The organism is Bdellovibrio sp. KM01, assembly GCF_013752535.1.
Taxonomy (GTDB): Bacteria; Bdellovibrionota; Bdellovibrionia; order Bdellovibrionales; family Bdellovibrionaceae; genus Bdellovibrio.
Map to the genome: position 1 here is coordinate 3471456 of NZ_CP058348.1, position 19394 is coordinate 3490849.

18 protein-coding genes are annotated in these 19394 nt (G+C 45.7%); 5 read left to right on the forward strand and 13 right to left on the reverse strand.

Annotation, left to right across the window (positions count from 1 at the left end; genetic code table 11):
* The first annotated feature begins 13 nt into the window (after positions 1–13).
* Genes HW988_RS16670 through HW988_RS16690 form a run of 5 tightly spaced genes read left to right on the forward strand, consistent with a single transcriptional unit; the run spans position 14 to position 4505 of the window.
* Positions 14–1135: an ABC transporter substrate-binding protein gene (locus HW988_RS16670; protein WP_181605281.1), complete on the forward strand. Its 1122-nt coding sequence runs from the start codon at positions 14–16 to the stop codon at positions 1133–1135.
* Positions 1136–1158: 23 nt separating this feature from the next.
* Complete coding sequence (locus tag HW988_RS16675) at positions 1159–2061, forward strand: branched-chain amino acid ABC transporter permease (protein ID WP_181605282.1); 903 nt, start codon at positions 1159–1161, stop codon at positions 2059–2061.
* A complete protein-coding gene (locus tag HW988_RS16680; RefSeq protein ID WP_246845728.1) occupies positions 2061–3041 on the forward strand; it encodes a branched-chain amino acid ABC transporter permease in 981 nt (326 codons plus the stop codon). Before HW988_RS16675 ends, HW988_RS16680 begins: the two co-directional genes overlap by 1 nt.
* Positions 3016–3792 (forward strand): ABC transporter ATP-binding protein, encoded by a 777-nt coding sequence (locus HW988_RS16685; protein ID WP_181605283.1) that lies wholly within the window; start codon positions 3016–3018, stop codon positions 3790–3792. The genes HW988_RS16680 and HW988_RS16685 overlap by 26 nt, the downstream gene beginning before the upstream one ends.
* A complete protein-coding gene (locus HW988_RS16690) occupies positions 3792–4505 on the forward strand; it encodes an ABC transporter ATP-binding protein (protein WP_181605284.1) in 714 nt (237 codons plus the stop codon). The genes HW988_RS16685 and HW988_RS16690 overlap by 1 nt, the downstream gene beginning before the upstream one ends.
* A 54-nt stretch (positions 4506–4559) precedes the next feature.
* On the opposite strand, the gene HW988_RS16695 is transcribed toward HW988_RS16690, so the two are convergent.
* From HW988_RS16695 to fliF, 13 genes are all read right to left on the reverse strand, one after another.
* A complete protein-coding gene (locus HW988_RS16695) occupies positions 4560–5951 on the reverse strand; it encodes a hypothetical protein (RefSeq protein ID WP_220128766.1) in 1392 nt (463 codons plus the stop codon).
* Positions 5952–6039: 88 nt separating this feature from the next.
* Positions 6040–7452 (reverse strand): ATP-binding protein, encoded by a 1413-nt coding sequence (locus tag HW988_RS16700; protein ID WP_181605286.1) that lies wholly within the window; start codon positions 7450–7452, stop codon positions 6040–6042.
* Positions 7433–8116: a response regulator transcription factor gene (locus HW988_RS16705; RefSeq protein WP_181605287.1), complete on the reverse strand. Its 684-nt coding sequence runs from the start codon at positions 8114–8116 to the stop codon at positions 7433–7435. The genes HW988_RS16700 and HW988_RS16705 overlap by 20 nt, the downstream gene beginning before the upstream one ends.
* A 259-nt stretch (positions 8117–8375) precedes the next feature.
* Complete coding sequence (locus HW988_RS16710) at positions 8376–9659, reverse strand: flagellar hook protein FlgE (RefSeq protein ID WP_181605288.1); 1284 nt, start codon at positions 9657–9659, stop codon at positions 8376–8378.
* A 170-nt stretch (positions 9660–9829) separates the two neighbouring features.
* Positions 9830–10267: a TIGR02530 family flagellar biosynthesis protein gene (locus tag HW988_RS16715; protein ID WP_181605289.1), complete on the reverse strand. Its 438-nt coding sequence runs from the start codon at positions 10265–10267 to the stop codon at positions 9830–9832.
* Between the two features lies 1 nt (position 10268).
* On the reverse strand, positions 10269–11279 hold the full coding sequence (locus HW988_RS16720) for a flagellar hook assembly protein FlgD (protein WP_181605290.1): 1011 nt from the start codon (positions 11277–11279) through the stop codon (positions 10269–10271).
* 26 nt (positions 11280–11305) lie between these two features.
* On the reverse strand, positions 11306–13156 hold the full coding sequence (locus HW988_RS16725; RefSeq protein WP_255490085.1) for a flagellar hook-length control protein FliK: 1851 nt from the start codon (positions 13154–13156) through the stop codon (positions 11306–11308).
* Positions 13157–13194: 38 nt separating this feature from the next.
* Complete coding sequence (locus tag HW988_RS16730; protein WP_181605291.1) at positions 13195–14022, reverse strand: MotE family protein; 828 nt, start codon at positions 14020–14022, stop codon at positions 13195–13197.
* Positions 14023–14056: 34 nt separating this feature from the next.
* The gene (fliJ, locus tag HW988_RS16735) at positions 14057–14503 is read right to left on the reverse strand and encodes a flagellar export protein FliJ (protein WP_181605292.1); all 447 of its coding nucleotides are present in this window, start codon (positions 14501–14503) and stop codon (positions 14057–14059) included.
* A gap of 14 nt (positions 14504–14517) precedes the next feature.
* Entirely contained in the window at positions 14518–15849 is a 1332-nt protein-coding gene (locus HW988_RS16740; RefSeq protein WP_246845730.1) for a FliI/YscN family ATPase, read from the reverse strand.
* Positions 15849–16649 carry a FliH/SctL family protein gene (locus tag HW988_RS16745; protein WP_181605293.1) on the reverse strand — a complete coding sequence of 267 codons (801 nt, stop codon included), beginning with the start codon at positions 16647–16649 and terminating at the stop codon, positions 15849–15851. Before HW988_RS16745 ends, HW988_RS16740 begins: the two co-directional genes overlap by 1 nt.
* Positions 16636–17670, reverse strand: coding sequence for a flagellar motor switch protein FliG (gene fliG / locus HW988_RS16750; protein WP_181605294.1), 1035 nt, complete (start codon positions 17668–17670; stop codon positions 16636–16638). Before fliG ends, HW988_RS16745 begins: the two co-directional genes overlap by 14 nt.
* The gene (gene fliF / locus HW988_RS16755) at positions 17670–19322 is read right to left on the reverse strand and encodes a flagellar basal-body MS-ring/collar protein FliF (protein ID WP_181605295.1); all 1653 of its coding nucleotides are present in this window, start codon (positions 19320–19322) and stop codon (positions 17670–17672) included. The genes fliG and fliF overlap by 1 nt, the downstream gene beginning before the upstream one ends.
* Positions 19323–19394: the final 72 nt, after the last annotated feature.

The window sequence follows — 19394 nt, forward strand, 5'->3', positions numbered from 1 at the left end:
AAAAGAGGTCAACATGAAACGTCTGGTACTTTCCCTATTACTAGTACTTCCTTTACTAGCGAGCTGTACAAAAAAAGAAAACGAAATCGTGATCGGTGAATACGACTCCTTGTCTGGAAGCGATGCCACTTTTGGCTTGAGCTCTAACAAGGGTGTTCGTTTGGCATTTGATGAAATCAATGCTGCTGGCGGTATCAAAGGTAAAAAAATCGAATTAAAAACGATGGACGATCAAGGTAAGAACGAGGAAGCCGCTGCTGCGACAACTCGCTTGATCACACAAAATAAAGTTGTTGCGATTATCGGTGGCGTTGCCAGCGGTCGTTCTAAAGCAGCCGCTCCAATTGCTCAGGCAAAAGGTGTTCCTTTTGTATCCCCGGCTTCCACAAATCCTGATGTGACCAAAATCGGAGATTACGTTTTCCGTATTTGCTTCATCGATCCGTTCCAAGGTTCTGTGATGGCGAAATTTGCCAGCGAAAATCTTAAGATCAAAAAAGTCGCTATTCTTCGCGACGTTAAAAATGATTACTCAGTAGGTTTGGCTGATGCCTTCCTGACTGACTTCAAAAAACGCGGTGGCGAAATCGTAGCTGATGTTTCCTACCAAGCGGGCGATATTGATTTCAAAGCGCAATTGACTCAAATCCGCTCTAAAAACCCTGAAGCACTTTATGTTCCCGGTTATTACACTGAAGTTGGTTTGATCGCACAACAAGCGCGTCAATTGGGTATCAAAGCTCCATTGATGGGTGGCGACGGCTGGGATTCTGATAAACTTCATGAAATCGGAAAAGAAGCTATCAACGGTAACTACTATTCAAATCACTACACTGTTGAATCAACAGATCCTGCTGTGACTGAATTTATCAAAAAGTTCAAAGCGAAATACAACGAAACTCCGGACGCATTGGCGGCTTTGGGTTACGATGCCGCAAAAATCTTGGCTGGTGCAATTGAGCGCTCTGCAGACTTGTCAGGCAAAGCGATCCGTGATGAACTGGCTAAAACTAAAGATTTCCCGGGTGTGACGGGTAAGATCTCCTTGAATGAAAACCGCGATGCTGTGAAAAGCGCTGTGGTGATTCAAGTGGACGGACCAAATCGCAAGTACATCACGACAGTGACACCATAATAGGTCACTAACGAAGGACAGACATGCAGGATTTCGTACAACATTTGATTAATGGTATCAGCCTTGGCTCCATCTACGCATTGATCGCCCTCGGCTACACCATGGTGTACGGAATCCTGAAAATGATTAACTTTGCCCACTCGGATGTTTACATGGTGGGCGCCTTCGGAGCTTTCTATATCGCCCGCGCATTTGGAATCGAAGCAAATCCTGGCGTCGGTTCTCTTGCGATCCTTCTGATTTCCTCCATGCTTGTGTGCAGTATCCTGGGTCTTTTGATTGAAAGACTGGCCTACCGCCCTCTTCGTAATGCACCAAAACTAAATATCCTGATCACAGCCATCGGTGTGAGTTTGTTTTTAGAATATGGTGGCCAAGCTTTGTTCGGAGCCAATCCCAGAGTTTTTCCTGAAGTCATGAAAGATTTTGTGATTTTCTCCTTCGGTAACGTCGAGTTGAAATCCTTCGACGTCACAGTTCTGATCGTCAGCGTTCTGGCGATGTTGGGACTGCAATATCTGATCTATAAAACCAAACTAGGCAAAGCGATGCGCGCTGTCAGTGCCAATGCATCGGTTGCAAGTCTTTTGGGAGTGAATCCCGATAAGATTATCGCTTTCACTTTTATCGTCGGCTCCGCACTTGCCGGTGTCGGCAGCGTTCTCGTGGGCATGAAATATCCAAAGATCGATCCTTTGATGGGAATGATGATCGGGATGAAAGCTTTCGTTGCTGCAGTTCTTGGTGGTATCGGAAATGTTCGTGGCGCCGTTCTGGGCGCATTGATCATGGGTCTTTCAGAAGAAATGGTCGTGGCCTACTTGTCTTCGACTTACCGTGATGCTTTGGCTTTCGGTATTTTGATTGCGATTTTGATCTTTAAACCTGCCGGCTTGCTGGGCAAATACTCTGTGGAGAAAGTGTGATGATTCGCGCGTTCAAGAATCCTCTTTTATCTTTGCTTGGTGTTTTAGCGGTCGGTGCGATCTTCCAATTTGCATTTGATGAATACATTCAGTTGATGGTTTTATTCATCACCGTGAACTGCCTGATGGCGATGAGCTTGAATCTGGTAAATGGCTACACAGGTCAGTTTTCACTGGGGCATGCAGGCTTCATGGCGATCGGTGCTTACTTTACGGCTTACGCCTCCACTCATTGGAATTTTCTTCCGGCAGAGCTCCAAGGCGTGTCCTTCTTTATTTTTGCTATCGGCAGCGGTCTTGCGGCGGCTTTGGCGGGTTTCCTGGTCGGCCTTCCTTCCTTGCGATTGAAAGGTGACTACCTGGCGATCGTGACTTTGGGTTTTGGTGAAATCATTCGTGTGTCCTTGCTGAATATGGATGTTTTGGGTGGCCCTCGTGGTTTCGCAAACATTCCTGGGTTTTCGAATTTCTATATGTCTTATTCGTTCGCTGTTTTGTGGATTTTGATCTGCTTCTTTACAATTTGGCGTGTGATGAAATCTTCCTGGGGCCGCGGCTTCCTGAGTGTTCGTGAAGATGAGATCGCTGCAGAATCTACAGGTGTTAACACCACCGGCATGAAAGTACGTGCTTTCGTTCTTTCCAGCTTTTTCGCCGGTGTGGCAGGAGCTTTATTTGCGCACTTTACGAACTTCATCAATCCTTCCTCGTTCACGTTCTTGCAAAGTGTGAATGCCGTGATCATGGTTGTTTTAGGTGGTATGGGTTCGATGACGGGTTCAATCATCGCCGCTATTTTCGTAACATCCCTGCCTGAAGCACTTCGTCCGTTGCAAGAATGGACGGGCGTTGATTTGCGTATGGTTATTTATTCTTTGTCCCTGATTCTTGTGATGATCCTTCGTCCTAAAGGTATCATGGGTGAACTTGAGATCACTGACTTGTGGAGAAAATATGTCCGACGTTCTGCTAGAAGCTAAAGGTATCACTATGCAGTTCGGCGGACTTAAAGCCGTCGATAACTTGTCCTTTCAAGTTAAAAAAGGCCAATTAGCAGGTTTGATCGGTCCCAACGGTGCCGGCAAAACTACAGCCTTCAATATGCTGACCGGTGTATACCAACCCACAAAGGGTGAAGTATGCCTGGATGGTCATTCTGTTCATGGTTTGAAACCTTGGCAAATCTCTCAAAAAGGCATCGCACGTACTTTTCAAAATATCCGTCTTTTTAAAAATCTGACGGTATTGGAAAACGTTTTAATCGCGACTCATCAACACGTGGAATACGGCTTGATGGATGCTCTTTTTCAAACCAAACGTTTTATCAAATCTGAAAAAGATATGACCGAAAAAGCGATGGCCTTGTTGGAAGTGTTCTCCCTTCAATCCAAAGCTCATGAAATTTCCAGCAGTCTTCCCTATGGTCAACAGCGTAAGCTTGAGATCGTTCGTGCTTTGGCTACGGATCCTAAGATTATTCTTCTGGATGAACCGGCTGCCGGCATGAATCACTCGGAAACCCATCAATTGATGGAAACAATCGCCGAGATCCGCGCGAAGTTTAATCTGACGGTTCTGTTGATTGAACATGATATGAAACTGGTAATGGGTATTTGCGAAAACATCGTGGTTCTGGATCACGGTGTGAAAATCGAAGAAGGCACCCCTAAGCACGTACAAAACTCCAAAAAAGTGATTGAAGCTTACCTGGGCGTTGAGGAAATTCACTAATGAGCACTCCGATTATCTCTGCAGAAAACCTGAATGTTTATTACGGATCTATTCAAGCTTTGAAAGGCATCACCTTTCATGTGAACAAAGGCGAGATAGTAAGTCTTATCGGCGCAAACGGGGCTGGTAAAACGACGACCTTGCGTGCTTTGTCGGGCTTGGTTCCCGCTCAAGGTAAAATCGAACTTCACGGAAAAGATCTGACGACGGTTCCAACTCACCAACGTGTGACATTGGGAATTGCCCAGTCCCCAGAAGGCCGCGGCGTTTTTCCGCAAATGAGCGTTCAAGAAAATCTGGAAATGGGCGCTTACCACCGCTCTGACAAAGCTGGAATCAAAAAAGACTATGACATGTGTCTGGAACTTTTTCCGCGCATCAAGGAACGTCTGTGGCAAATGGCCGGCACATTATCAGGTGGAGAGCAGCAAATGCTTGCGATCTGCCGAGCTTTGATGTGCAAACCGGAAATCCTGCTTTTGGATGAACCATCTTTGGGCTTGGCACCTTTGATCGTGAATCAGATTTTTGAAATCGTCACAAAGTTGAATCAAGATGGCATGACGATTCTTTTGGTAGAGCAAAATGCTCGCCTGGCTTTAAGAATTTCTCACCGTGCTTATGTTTTAGAAACAGGCCGCGTGGTGATGCAAGATACAGGTATCAATTTGTTGAACAACGACGAAGTTCGTAAAGCTTACCTTGGTGTTTAGTTCGTTTACATCGACAATTTAAAATAAAAAACCCGCCTTCACAGCGGGTTTTTTTTATTTGTTCTCTTCCGCGGGCTGTTGTTCGTGGTGCCATTGCTCCAGATAATTAGTGCTGGTCTTATTCTCTGGGTACTCGTGGTATTCTTTATAAAGCTGCAAAACCTCGCGGTGGAAGTTTGATTTATACGAGTGAACACGACTGCCCAAGGCTCCGAAGGTATCAAACATACAGAACACGAGGAACACGCTCGCAAAGATCCAACTGAAACGTTTAGCTGGCATTTTATCACGCAATTTATGGAAGGCGATAGTGATCAGCACAGTCACGATCGGGAATGCCAAAATCAAATGCCAGTGATTGAATTCCACCGGGGAAAGGCCCGTCGCAATCAACATCGCAAAGAAAAAGTAAAACGCGTAAAGATAAATCCCCTGCTCGCCACGAATCGCCGTGCGATCGTCACCGCGTCTGAACGGATGACCTTGCTTCCAGATATCGCGAAAGATGCGCCATTGAACCACAGCACTGAAAACCACACTCACCGCCGTGAAGACATATTTCATTGAATGAAACGCGCCACTCACAACTTTTTGGACAGTCATGTCTTGAATCCACAAGAAATTGATTTCACTAAAGATATGTCGGCCGTATGAAATGGCGCCATAACGAATCCAATAAGAAATCCCTTTTAGAACCGGATACACCAAGACAAAGTTTTTTCCGATGAACGTACCGGATTCTTTACTGACAGCCACGGCCAATTCACGATGAGCCAAGTAAGCCATAAACCAAGGCAGCAAGCTTAGGCCGACTACGGCGCTCCCCGCGACAAATCCCCACCAATTCACTTTAAGGTATCTGAAACCCCAAAGGCCCAATGATAAAATTCCCAACATCAAAACGGAAAAGTGAACCTGAACGCAAAAACCAATCGTCAGCACGTGAAAGAACGTCATCCAGAAACTTTTCTTGTTCATGTGATAGGCGGTATAGAAATGAACTGCCGAAAATAAAAACAAGTACGCTGGATTATAAAGCTCGGTCTGTTCCACACGCCAAGGGCTTAACCAGTACAGCAAAAGAAAATCGACCAGAATCAGCGATTTGAAATTTTCTTTTAGAACACTTGCGAACAGAAGATACGAAATCACATGGAATAAAAGAATCACCACCAATGCGGAATACGGCGAAAAGTAAATCTGCATCGGAACTGCAGACACCGCCGTCAGAAAACTCCCCGGCAAAAATCCCATTCCTGTCGTGGCATTACCAAAGTGCGACCACTGGCCTTCGTCGACAACGCGGAAAACTTTCAGCAACATCTGCACATGATCATTATGCATCGTCAGTTTTGTAAAAAACAAAATGCTAAAGAAAAGTCCCAAAGTAAAAAGGACTACTTTGCTCACTCGTTGGCATAAAATGGTATCATTATTCTTAGGCATAGGGTTACTCTCGCACAAAAATAAAAAACCCGCATCTCTGCGGGTTTTGTTGACGCCATATAGACACAGAATCTATGTCGTTCGGTATTTAAGCCATCTTTTGCAGAGTGATTTCCATCTCCGTTCCGCGACCGTCTTTAACCGGGCTTTTGATATTCACTTTGCCATCGTGGGCTTCCACGACCGCTTTTACAAACGTCAGCCCCAAGCCCATCCCATATTCAGAACGGCTCTTGTCACTGCGGTAAAGCTTTTGCCAGATCAGACCATGCTCTTCCGGCGCAATACCAGGCCCAGAATCCGTGACCTTTAAAATCACGCTTTCTGTTTGATTGATCGTTTCAATAATCACTTCACCACCTGGTGGAGTATATTTATGCGCATTATCCAAAAGATTTGCGATCACTCGGCTGATCAATCGAGGATCCACCATCGCCCAATCATGGGTATCCAGCTTCTGCGTGATTTTGATGTTCTTTTCCTCGAACGCCATCTCATACAGATCCATGATTTCACGCACCAGATCACTGATGAATTTCTTTTCGATTTTAAGCTTTTTACTGCGGTTTTCGGCCTCTGTGATATCCGTCAGAACCTGCAGGAAACTTAGAATCTTATCTGAGTTTTCAAAACAGCTTTGCAAAGCTTCGCGGTAAGACTCAAGGTCACCTTCGCTGGTCAATGCGATTTCCGCACGTCCACGCAAACGAGTCACCGGAGTACGAATATCATGGGCCAAATGGTCAAAGGCCTCTTTAAGTCCATTCACCAGATTTTCAATTTTATCCAAGGCCTTATTGAACAGAAGCTTCAGTTCTTCCAATTCGTCATCGCTGCCACCGATCGGAACACGAGTGGAAAGTGATCCCCGCTCGATCTTTTTCATCGAGTTGATCAAGTCACGCACCGGGCTCAGTGTGGAATTGGACAGGAACAAGCCCCCCAGGAATCCAATCAATGCCACCGGAAGCAAAGACCACCAAAAAAGCTTTTGCAGATAACGGAGCTGCTTGCCCATGCCGGCGGTGCTTTTTGCGATAATCAGCCGTTCGCCACCTTTCAAGTTACGACCCAAAACCAAAACAGCCTCGGTGGAGGAAGCTTCGGGTAAGGAGAACTCAAAGGACGTTTCGCCATGACGATTCAGCTCGTTCAGCAATAGGTCTTTATTGATATCAAAGGCTGGAGTGGGATTGTGCGCGAACAGCAATTCGCTGCGACCGCTGTAAATTTCCACTAATAGGGAAGCATCTCGATCATAATTGCGCAGCAATTCAAAGTACTGCTTAAAGTCGGCCATGCCGTTTACTTCAATACGATTCGCAAATTCTTCGGTTTTGGATTCAAGAATAGCTCGCTCCTGGTTTTGGAGCGAGTGAGTGATCTGAAAGTATAGAAAACTAAAGATCAGTGTCGAGCTAAGAATCAGTACCATGGAGTACGCGAGCGTAAGCTTGGTACTGATTCGGAATAGCGTGGGTTTAAGTCCCTTTAAGAACATAACCTACACCTCTGACTGTATAAATAAGTCGTGTAGGGAAATCTTTTTCTAATTTGTTTCTTAGGCGGCATACCAATACGTCTACCACATTCGTTTGTGGATCGAAATCATAATTCCAAACTTCCTTCAGGATCGTTTGTTTACCGATGATTTTATTGGGGTTGCTCATGAAAAGATCCAAAAGAACGAACTCGCGCTCTTGAAGATCCAATTTACGACCGGCACGAACCACATCACGGTTCAGACGGTTCAGACGGTTCAATTTCAAATCCTGGAATACCAGTTGAGTCACTTCAGAAGCTTTTTGAGCACGCTTCAAAAGGTTTTTCACGCGGATTTGCAGCTCAGCCATGGCGAATGGTTTCGTAAGATAGTCATCGCCACCCATGCTGAGACCTTTCAATCGGTCATCAAGCTCGCGCAAAGCGCTTAAGATAAGAATTGGTGTGTTGATTTCCTTTTCGCGCAAAGATTTCGCGAAAGTGTAACCATCCATTTCTGGAAGCATTAAATCCAGAACGATGATGTCATAATGATTCGTCAGAGCTCTTTCGTAAGCACGTCTTCCGTTGGATTCAACTTCGACTTCACCTTCAAGCTCTCCTAAACCTTGCTTTACTATCGTTGCGATCTCGTTGTCGTCTTCAACTACTAAGCATCTCATGTACTAAACCCCTCAGGACTGATGATTAAAACTTGCGCTAGTGTATATCAGGTTTGTTTCTAAACAAAAGGAGCAATTTTAATAAACATTGCTAAAAAGCCCATTATTACACACATTTAATCGCTGTTTTTGGGGCATATTGCCCAAGATTGCGGGCTTTTAAAACTTCTGTGGGGCATTTAGGGTTGACCGACTAAAAAAGAAAACAGGCCCGGGGTCACGGGCCTGTTAGACATGGATTATTTGTTATTTAGGGGGATTAACGTTTCAACTGAATCACTTCGTTAAGAAGTTCATCTGTCGTCGTGATCGTCTTCGCATTGGCTTGGAAGCCACGTTGATTTTGGATCATGTTTACGAACTCAGTTGCTAGATCCACTGTAGATCTCTCAAGAGATTTCGCGAACAACTTACCGCGACCAGCTGCGCCCGGGCCACCCACTGAAGCTGTGCCTGAATCTCTGGATTCTTTCAAACGGTTGTTACCAACTTTGAAAAGAGCTTCTGGATTTTCGAACTTAGCAAGAGCGATTTGCGCCAAGTCTTGAGCCTGACCGTTTGAGTAAACTGCCGTCAAGATACCATCGTCATTGAAGGACAAGCTGTTGATTGTACCAGCAGCCGCACCGTCTTGATGCCAAGAGATAAGGTCAGAGTTTTTACCGTACTGTTTAGTACCGTCCAAACCTTTACCACCGTCTTTGATAGCATCACCGAAGTTCATTTTGATTTCTTGACCTTGAAGAGCGCCGCCTTTGAAGTTGAAGCTCGAAGAAGTCATTGTTTGGCTGTCAAGTTTACCGTCTACTGTAAACTCAAGTTTACCAGCTACAACTTCAGAAAGTTTACCTTCTTCGCCGCCAGTCACTTCTTTACCGTCAACCAAGCCTTTGTATTCCCATTGTCTGTCAGCCACTTTATTGAAGAACATGCTCAACAAGTGCTTATTACCTTGAGAATCGTACATCTCAACACCTGTAGAGTAGTGAGAAGTGGAGTATGGATCTTTGATATCAAACTTTTTAGTTGGCTCCATACGAGAATCCAAGTTCAGATCCAACTTAACTTCTTTAGTTGCTTTCGCTGGAACTAGAGCACGAGGGAATTTGATATCAGTCATTTTGTTCAGGATGTTACCTTTTTCGTCAGTACCGAAACCTTGAACTTTTTGATTGTCGTTTGTAACCAGGTAACCTTCGCGATCAAAGTGGAAAGAACCGTCACGAGTGTAAGACTCGCCATCAGAACCTTTAACTTTGAAGTAACCGTCACCAGAGATAGCAAGGTCAGTTACTTTTTCAGTCGCGTCTACGTTACCTTGAGTAAGGATTGGATTTACGGCACCGATCTTCACACCACGGCCGATTTGGTTACCACCAAGAACACCTTTTAAGCTTTTAGAAATGATATCTTGGAATTCAGCGCGAGACGCTTTGAAACCGACAGTGTTTGCATTCGCGATATTGTCACCGATAACGCCAAGGGCTTCGCCCTGTGCAGTCATACCAGACACACCCGTGTACAATGAAGAAAGAATACCCATGTGACCTCCATGTCGTTGGCAGTTCTATTCGAGAACCACCGTTTGGAGGGCCTCCTCTACGAGGACCAGCCCTAATATTTAGTTTTTAAAACCAACCTCAGACACATTCTATGTCCTCGGTGCTTTGTACTTTATCTGTCTCTTCAGGACAGCTTCGGTACGTTTTGCGGTTAAATAACCACTGTAGAATCGATGTTCGTGAACACATTTTCTTTCAATGCGGTCTTGTCCATCACTGTTACCACAGTATTATTCTTCACGCTGACAATCAGTGCCGAGTCATTCATCAAAATCAATGAATCCTTGGAACCTTTCGCCGCAGCTCTCGAAACTGCATCATTCAGCTTAGTGATATCGTCGGGGCTGTAATTAATCCCGCGAGTACTCATTCGCTCAATCGCATGATTCGAAAACTTCACTCCTTCAACAGGCTTTGTAAAGCCCTGCGGATTCACTTGTTTCGCTGCCGGGGTCGCAATCGGCCCACCGAGCTTATCAAGGGTTTCCTTGAAGGAAGGACCCGTTCCAGCGCCAACTTCAGGTTGAACCTTTGGCTGCGTCTTGGGGACGAGTTGTTCGAATGTCTGTATCTTCTTTAAGTCTACCATTTTACTTCGCCATCTCCTTCGCGATCTTATCCATCATGTCGCGAGATAAACCCACCGTATCCATGATCTTAGATTTACCCATAGGAGCTGGCTCAGTAGTAGAACTTTGTTGAACTACATTCGCCTCTTTCTTAGTTTGTCCCGTGGCATCATCTTTTTTCAAGTCTAGGTTGGTGACATCATTTACATTCTGGTCGTTTCTCATAAGACGTGGGTCTGTGATCTTCTTCACGTCTCTGAAGCGGATTGCCTGATTTCCTACGTTAAGAACCGGGCCTTCAGAAGAGTAACTGACACCAGTGATCAAACCATCAAAGTCAGTTTTGATTCCTAATTTTTTTCCGTCAGCAGTTTTTGCTTCTGCGATGAATTGATATTCGCCCACAGCTGCTTTCATACCCTTTTCGTCTTCACCATTCCAAGTGAGCTTGTTGTCTCCTTGTTTCAGACCTTTCAAGTTGTATGTTCTTACCACAGCGCCATCCGCATCGCGAACTTTCACTGTGACTTCCTCTGCTGCCATTGGAAGATTAAATTTGAAATCGTGTTCTTTATCATTCAAGCCGCGCACGATCTTAGATGAATCACCCGCCACCGCTTTACCAATTAAGTTCAACGCCTGGAAATTTTCAGAAGGCTTTTGTGCATTCTTCAACTCCTCAAGTGTTTTGTTCATGTTCTGCATTTGCTCGAGTGACGAGAAGTTCGCCAATTGAGCCGCCATTTCATGGGACTTCATCGGATTCGTTGGATCTTGATTTTTCATCTGAGCAAGCATCAATTTGAAGAATGCATCTTTGTCCAAATTGGGATTACCTGTCGTACGAACTTTTTTAGTGGGATCCGTCCAATTCGGGTCAGCAAGTTTATTGGCAACGGCGCCAAGATCTTCTTCGCCAACTTTCGCTTTGTCTTGAACGCTGAGGTTAGTTGGAGTTCCAACAGTGCTTGTCGGTTTGTCTTGTGTCGCACCGAAAGCATTTACTCCTAATTTCGCATTAACCATTGTCATTCAAATTCTCCCTTAAAAATTTAAGCCTACGCCACCAGGTTAAGTCCGCTGCCTTTGCCTTCTACTGCGCGCGGAGCTGCTTTCACAGATGCGCCGTCAATAGGTTGCAATGGATCACGACGTTTACCAGCATAACCACGAAGCGGTTGCATCTCAGTAAAGGCTTCACGGCGGCCTTGGTTACCAAAGCTTTCGTTGAAGTTATTCCAGAACTGACGCGCATCACGCTGGCCACCTTGGCCATTCGTATTATTATTTTGGTTTTGTGTCGCAGTATCTGCGGAAGTCGTGTTCACAACATCCACTTTAACATTTTCCACAGACAATTTGTGAGCAGCAAGACTGTTCTTCAAATCAACTAGACTAGACTCGATCGACTTCTTCGCCTCTTGAGAGTCCGCTTGCATTTGAAGATTTACTTTTCCGTCCTGAAGCATCACTTTCAAGTGGATCGTTCCCATGCCCTCGGGGGTCATTTGAACTTTCACTTCACCGCCACCTTGCTTAATCAGGTATTGGGCTTGATTCATCAATTGCTTCACGTTGGCTTCGTTTTGCGCCTCTGTTGCCGGTGCTTTCGGGGCCATCGCTGCCATTGCCGGGTCAAACTTCAAAGTTTCACCTTTCAACGGTTGCGCTTGCAAACCTTCAAGTCCCATCATCTCTGCTTTGAATTCCGTAGCTTTTGTTGTCAGCTTTTCTTTCGCCGCATCTTTATCCTGAGCTCCACCTTGTTGCGTGAATTCATTTGCGGAATCCTGCATCATGGACTGCTCTTGACCTTGCTGTTGTTGGAAGAATGACTCCGGAGTGACTTTACCAGCCACTGCTTTGTTCATCATATCTGCTTGCTGTGGCTTCTCTCCTCGAGGAGCCTCCAGAGCTTTAGTGAACTCGTTCGTCAATTCAGACGAAGAATCTTCTGTCACAGCACCTTCAGCTTTTTGAGCTGCCGCTGCGGCTTGTTTCGCTGCCAATGCTGCCAACAATGCTGGAGACATTGTCTCTTTCATTTGTCCTTGCAAATGAGGAGGCAACTTATCCAACAGGCTTTGCTGATTTATAGCTTCTGGAGCAGGAGCTTCCATACCTGGCATTTCTGCCAACGGAGCTTCCGCCAAAGCGCTATCATCCATCATCATGCGTGATGCAAGATCGCCCTTTAGATCCGGCATAGCTGTCGTTTTCATCGCAGCATCCGGTTTCATCCAGAATTTTTTATTAACGCTATCTGCAGCAGCACCCAATTGGGTCTGCTTTTCCTGAGCGGCTGCCACACGCATCTGCATGCTCTGTTGAGACATACCAGCGCCCACGGACATTTCTGTCATTTCTTTAGGCGTTTGCTGTTGTGGCATCTGTTGCAATTGCGCCAACAAACCTGCATACATGGCCGCGGCTTTTTCTGCCTGGTCATCGTCCAAGTTCAATTGGTCAATTACAGCATTCGCTGTTACTTCCGGGGATTGTTTGAGCTGGCTGTCATCCAGTTCGGCCATCGCTTCCACAAGTCGTGTGGGAGGGATTTCAAATTCACTCTCGAATGAGTCCATGAATTCTTTGATTGCCTGCTGTCTGTTCGCCGCCCGTTTTTCTTTCCCATCGTTAGTGCTGACCTTGCGTTCTGGCTTTGCATCCTTCGCTGGAGCTTTGTCGTCTCTGGTCTCTTTCGAGTCGTTAGAGTCTTTGGCTCTGGCTTCTTGCCTTTGCGATTCTTTGGCTTCTTTCGGGCTTTTCAGATTAATTTTATCCTGAAGAGCTTTATTGAAACCGGAATCTGCACCGGAACCCTTGAAGTCTTTCTCCTGAAGTTTATCAGAAGCTTTAGGCTTCAATTCGGTCGCACCCACCATTGGGGGGCCGACTATATTTAACAAAACGATCCTCCTTCCTAGAGAATTGCTGTTACTAACTTTTATTTTTCAGATGCTGGAGCACGTTTATAACCGGCATACTTCTCAGAAATGATCTGAGCTTTCTCCGGTTTTAATAAATTCATGATATCAGCAGCATTTTTCTTTTTCATACGACCAAGTATCTCGACCACCAAATCCTCGTCCATCGTCTCAAAGACTTTGGCCGCTTGCGGGGCTTTCATATTGGTGTACATCTGTACCAAGGTATCGACTTTCTGGTCGTCAGCCTTGACGCGAGTTTCAAGCATGTTGGAAATTTTCCCACGCATGTCTTCAAGCTCTTTCAAGCGTTTATCAAGTTCTACCTTCTGCGCTTGCAACTCTGTCTCTTGACGATTGAGTTCTTCTTCACGCGCATCCAATTCTTTTTTTCGGTCATTTAGTTTCGTCAGATGATCAATTTCATCAGAAGACAAAGCTGCAGCTTTAGTTTCAGTTTCTGCAGCGGCCTCTTCTTTTTTCTCGGCGGCTTTGGCGGCTGGTTTTGCCGGAGCTGTTTCTGCGACAGCTTCACCGGTCATAGTGATTTCCACACGTTTCAAAATATTGTCGATCTCTTCGTGATTTTGAAATCCCACAACTGCCAAGACCAATCCCAAGAATGAAAATCCGGCCATTTTCCAATGAACGCCAGATTTTTTCTTTTTCTTTTTCGGGGCTGTCATTTTCATGCGGCGACGAAGTTGCTGTTCAACGTCTTCAGAGGATAGATCCAGATGCAGGCGTGTCGATGATGGATTTTTGGTGAATTTCACAGGAGATGCTCCACCATTTTCATCAGCGACTTTGCGAGCATTCTTAAAGAACTGATCGTATCCCGTTTTCATCGATTTCCTTCATCCTTGAAGTGCGCCGAATATCCTACTCAGCAATTTTTTTGAAACGCAAGATGGCTTGTTCATCCATCTCTTTTTGATCTTGGATCTTACGTTCGGCTTTATATTCCTCGAACTTATTTTCCCGGACCTTCTCCATAATTTTATATTCTAGAGCGGCTTGTCGCAAAATTTCTCTCTTGTACTCGACTATTTTCTCGATCTCTTGAATTTTTTGCTCTTGCTGGAGAATGCGAATCTTTTGACCTTTAAGGAATTCGTGAATTTGGGACAGGGCTGGACCTTGGGCGCCCCCGGCCTGAACGAGGCTCCCCGCGCGGGCTTGGGCTTCCAGGATCTCTTGATTCATATTATCTAGCTTCGCCTGGAACTCGTTTAAAACGGCTACTGCGTCTTGAAAATCCTTCTGCGCAAGGTTTTCCACAACCTTGCGATGCTCAAGAACCTTTTGCATGGGGAATTTAAATCTCATGACTCTCCCCTAGGTTAGGCATTCATCAGGATCTGTTGGAGCATACGAACTGTATTATTGAAGTTCGTTGGGTCCTCGACTCTTTGTTTTAAGAAGTCGTTCACTTGATCGATCACTTTCACAGCTTTATCAATCTTAGGATTGGAACCTGGCTTGTAAGCACCGATATTAATCAAATCTTCAGCGTCTTTATAAACTGCCAGGACTTCTTTTAGTTTTTGCGCAAGCCTCACGTGTTCTGATGAAGCCACGGCTTTCATAACACGCGAGGCACTTTGCATCACATCAATCGCAGGATAGTGACCACGTGCTGCCAAGGCACGGGAAAGCACGATGTGTCCGTCCACGATAGAACGAACAGAGTCCCCGATCGGGTCATTCATGTCATCACCCTCTACGAGAGTGGTATAGAACCCAGTGATACTGCCTTCGCCTTCAAAATTTCCGGCGCGCTCCAAAAGTTTTGGCAGAGTCGCAAATACCGAAGGCGTATAACCTTTTTGCGATGGTGGTTCGCCTGTCGACAAACCGATTTCACGTTGAGCCATTGCAAAACGTGTGACTGAATCCATCATCAATAAAACATTCTTACCTTGAGCACTGAAGTATTCTGCCATGGCTGTGGCCACATAGGCGCCACGCATACGCAACAGAGGAGACTGGTCACTTGTCACACAAACGACGACAGAGCGAGCCATACCTTCAGGTCCCAAATCGTGTTCAATAAACTCACGCACCTCACGACCACGTTCACCGATCATCGCAATCACGTTAACATCGGCACTGGTGTTACGAGCCATCATCCCCAATAGAACGGACTTACCCACACCCGAACCGGCCATAATAGCGACACGCTGGCCTTGGCCCGCGGTTAATGCGCCATTGATCGCACGGATACCCACATCCAGGGGCTCACGAATCGGCTGTCTATCCAAAGGGTTACGAATTTCGCTGTACAAAGGAACTTCACGGAAGTTTTCGATCTCGCCTTTGTTATCCAAAGGACGACCCAAACCATCCACCACGCGGCCCAAAAGCTCATCGCCAGCGCGAACAGTGGCAATTTGACGGGAAAGAATGATCTTAGAACCTAAAGCGACGCCTCGCATGTCATTCAGAGCCATCATCAGAACGTGCTTGTCTTTAAAGCCCACCACTTCCGCAAGGAAAGAGCGCTCAAGACCCGTCGGATTGATTTGCACGATACTGCCAACGCTGGCGCCAGGGAGATACCCCTTGATCAGCATTCCGTTCACCTCAGTCACTTTACCGCTATCGCGGGTCAAGTGGATCGAGTTGACCAAGTCAGAATACTTATCCAGATCAAGAGACATTTCGTCGTTCATTAACTAGCAACCTTGTCTTTAACTTTAGGCATGTTTTCGGAAAGAACAGACCAAAGCTGTTCCAGGCGTTGCTCGACACGAGCATCCACTTCGCCATAATTTGTTTCCACGATGCAACCACCAGCCATAATTTCTGTGCTTGGTTCAAAGCGGATCTTTTTCGTAAATTCCAGATCGCGGCCGGTTTCTTTTTTAAGCTCTTCCAAGAATTCGAATTGCTCTTGAGAAACATGGACAGTGATTTGTTCTTCGTCTTGCGCCAGGCTGACAGCATCACGCAATATCTGAATCATGGCATCGTTATTAGTCTGCAACTCTGCCTTCGCCAAGCGACCCGCCATTTTATAGGCCAAAGTCACCAGATGGTTTTCATTGAAAGCTGCGAGATCTTTTTTCAACTCTTTCACGCCAAGCAAAAGCTCATCCAAGCCTTGCATGCGGGCTTGGATTTCAGCAGAAACTTTCTCGAAAGCTTCTTTACGGCCTTCTTCCAGACCCAGGTTGTAAGCTTCCTGATAAGCCTGCTCCTGAATTTCTTTTAGCTTTTCCAGGGCTGCGGCTTCGATTTTTTCTTCTTCATCAATGCGTTCCACTTGATCCACACCCGTTTGAATACGGATGGCATCATTCATTCGGAAATCAGAACCACGTTGTTTCTGAATCAGATACTCATGGGCTTGAGCGGGAGTGCCCAGCTCAAATTTAGCTGGGACAAACTCCAGAACGGTCTTTTCAGCCACGTCCTTTTTAAGAACTGCTTTTGTATGGGCGCCCACGCCCTGTTTACTAGACCATTGCATCTTCTGAACCACCTCTTGCGATCATAATCTTGCCTTCCGCTTCTAGGCGGCGAGCTGCATTGACGATCTCTTGTTGTGCGCCCTCGACGTCTGACAAACGAGAAGGTCCCATGTTCGATAAGTCTTCGCGCAACATCTCGGCCGCACGGGCAGAAATATTTTTGAAGATTTTGACACGGATCTCTTCGCTTGACGTTTTGAGTGCCAAAAGAAGTTTGTCGTTCGGTACTTCTTTGAGAAGTGCCTGAATACCACGGTCGTCGATTTTGATGATGTCGTCGAAGACAAACATAAGTTTGCGGATCTCTTCGGCAAGAAGAGGATCTTTTTCTTCCAAACGGGACATGATCGCCGTCTCTGTGTTTTTGTCCATAACGTTGAGCATTTCTGCCACCGGTTGAACACCACCCAAAGCCGCTTGTTCGACTGTCGCTGTATTAGATAATTGATGTTTCAATACGCGGTCGATCTCGCCGATCAACTCTGGATCGACGTGCTCCAAATTCGCCATACGCAGAACCACTTCGGCCTGAAGAGCTTCTGGAAGACGTTTTAGAACCTCACCTTTTTTCTCTGGCTCCAAGTGAGCCAAGATAACTGCAACTGTCTGAGGATGCTCATTCACCAGGAATGTCGCCAAAGACTTCGCATCGACCATTTCCAAAGATTCCAGTGAACGCGAGCCACCTGTCGTGATGTTCAAACCACCCAGGATACCTCTGGCACGTTCCTCACCCAAAGCGTCCACGATAGTTTCCTTCGCAGAGATCGTTTCAGAGAAGATGTAATCTTCAGTTTCAGAAATCATTTCATAGAACTCTTCAAGAACACGTTTTGTCACGTGCACAGGAACCACGCGCAATTTACTCATTTGATTAATAAGCTTGCGGATGTCTGCATCGTCCATGCGACGCAAAAGAACCTTAACGGCATCCTTACCAAGATAATTGATAAGAATTGCTGCCTTGTCGAAACCTTTGAGCTGTTCGTACTCAATATGATCGGCTCTTTGCAGTTTCATTAAGAATCCTTCCTTACCAGCCACATACCAAAGGCATTAGCGGCTTTTTCTTCATCACGACCCATGGTCGCCATAATACGGTCTTTCAACAATTCAGATTCAGCTTTCTCAGGGTCAATAGATTCCTGCAGAACAGGAAGAGCGGTCGACATACCTGGAAGCGTGTTATCCACAGATTGCAATTCTTCAAGTTCCTCGATCGTACGTGGCAGCATTTCCTCAACAGAGTCTTGGAAGCTGTCTGTGATCCATTGCATAAATGGACGAACCACGATGAAGAAGAACAGAGCCAAAGAGAAACCCAGAAGAGCCCATTTGAACAAAGCGTGGATCAACTTTTTACGCTCAAGCGTCGTCAGGATCTTTTCTGCTTCGGAGAAGTCTTCTGGTTGGAACTGGATCGTTTCAACTTTAACTGAGTCACCACGAGCCGCATTGAAACCAACCGCACCTTTGATCAGGTCTTCATATTTTTTAACTTCTTCAACAGAGCGAGGTTGCCATTTCGTTTCTGATGTTCCGTCCTGATTTTTTGTCGTAACGGCTACACCATCAACCACTACCGCGATACTGAGGCGCTCAAGGTTACCCGCTGTTTCACGGATATTGCGCACTGTTTTAGGAACTTCATAGTTAATTGTTTTAAGTTCTTTTTTAACGTCTTGTTTAAAACCCACTTGGCCATTGTTGTCTTCGGCACCCGGGATGTTGGAACGGGAACCTGGAACACCAGAAGGATTCGTACGAGCCCCATCCAAAGATTCCTCTTCAGATTGTTGGGAACGAATTGCTGTTTTATCTGGATCCACAAGTTCTTCCACAGAAGAAATCACACGGTGATTCAAAGTGGCGTCAACTTTAGCAACAACTTTGGCGTGACCCACTACTTTAGAAAGGATGTCTTCAATTCGATCTTCAAAATCTCTTTCAACTTTAGCTTTTAGATCCAAAAGCTCATTGGAACCACCAGTTGAGCCATCTGAAGTACGAGTCAAAACTTTACCGCGCTCATCAAGAACCGCGACTTTATCAGCGTCCATACCTTCAACTGCGTTCGCAACCAGGTAACGGATACCACGAACTTGATCAGGCGTAAGTTCTTTACCTGAATGAAGCTCAACGACAACGGAAGCCGATGGCGAGCCACCTTCTTCCAGGAATGTTTTCTTATTTGGCAATGCCAGGATCACTTTAGACTGCTTGACCGCGGTCAAAGTGTTGATAGCTCTCATCAACTCCCCTTGAAGGGCACGTTGATAGTTAATTTTTTGAGCGTAAGAGTTCACACCGAAATCTTGCTTGTCGAAAAGCTCAAGTCCGATGTTCCCCATTTTTGGAGAACCGATCTCTGCCATCAACGTCATTTGCGTTGAGTGCAAAAGCTCTTTTGGGATCGCAACGGTTTTACCGCCGTCACGCAATTGGAATGGAATATTTTTTTCGTTCAGCTTAGCTACGATCGAAGAAACTTGTTCAGTCGGGATGTTTGTGAATAGAGGAACATAGTCTTTACCAGACGCCATGAACATCATCGTCAACAAAGCCACTACCGCAATAAGAGTTACGGCAACAACTGAAAGTCTTTTGGTTGGACCCAGATTTTTAAAGAACTCGCGAAACTGGACAACCAATCCACCAAAAATTTTGTTCAAAGAATCCCTCCGGGGCTTTTCACTTTGGCTCCGCCAAAGCACACGATCTAACTAAACCTGTACCAGTGATTA

Bases quoted from the DNA above. Each gene is read 5' to 3' on its own strand.
- HW988_RS16670 (WP_181605281.1), top strand. From the start codon at position 14: ATGAAACGTCTGGTACTTTCCCTATTACTAGTACTTCCTTTACTAGCG.
- HW988_RS16675 (WP_181605282.1), top strand. From the start codon at position 1,159: ATGCAGGATTTCGTACAACATTTGATTAATGGTATCAGCCTTGGCTCC.
- HW988_RS16680 (WP_246845728.1), top strand. From the start codon at position 2,061: ATGATTCGCGCGTTCAAGAATCCTCTTTTATCTTTGCTTGGTGTTTTA.
- HW988_RS16685 (WP_181605283.1), top strand. From the start codon at position 3,016: ATGTCCGACGTTCTGCTAGAAGCTAAAGGTATCACTATGCAGTTCGGC.
- HW988_RS16690 (WP_181605284.1), top strand. From the start codon at position 3,792: ATGAGCACTCCGATTATCTCTGCAGAAAACCTGAATGTTTATTACGGA.
- HW988_RS16695 (WP_220128766.1), bottom strand. From the start codon at position 5,951: ATGCCTAAGAATAATGATACCATTTTATGCCAACGAGTGAGCAAAGTA.
- HW988_RS16700 (WP_181605286.1), bottom strand. From the start codon at position 7,452: ATGTTCTTAAAGGGACTTAAACCCACGCTATTCCGAATCAGTACCAAG.
- HW988_RS16705 (WP_181605287.1), bottom strand. From the start codon at position 8,116: ATGAGATGCTTAGTAGTTGAAGACGACAACGAGATCGCAACGATAGTA.
- HW988_RS16710 (WP_181605288.1), bottom strand. From the start codon at position 9,659: ATGGGTATTCTTTCTTCATTGTACACGGGTGTGTCTGGTATGACTGCA.
- HW988_RS16715 (WP_181605289.1), bottom strand. From the start codon at position 10,267: ATGGTAGACTTAAAGAAGATACAGACATTCGAACAACTCGTCCCCAAG.
- HW988_RS16720 (WP_181605290.1), bottom strand. From the start codon at position 11,279: ATGACAATGGTTAATGCGAAATTAGGAGTAAATGCTTTCGGTGCGACA.
- HW988_RS16730 (WP_181605291.1), bottom strand. From the start codon at position 14,022: ATGAAAACGGGATACGATCAGTTCTTTAAGAATGCTCGCAAAGTCGCT.
- fliJ (WP_181605292.1), bottom strand. From the start codon at position 14,503: ATGAGATTTAAATTCCCCATGCAAAAGGTTCTTGAGCATCGCAAGGTT.
- HW988_RS16740 (WP_246845730.1), bottom strand. From the start codon at position 15,849: ATGAACGACGAAATGTCTCTTGATCTGGATAAGTATTCTGACTTGGTC.
- HW988_RS16745 (WP_181605293.1), bottom strand. From the start codon at position 16,649: ATGCAATGGTCTAGTAAACAGGGCGTGGGCGCCCATACAAAAGCAGTT.
- fliG (WP_181605294.1), bottom strand. From the start codon at position 17,670: ATGAAACTGCAAAGAGCCGATCATATTGAGTACGAACAGCTCAAAGGT.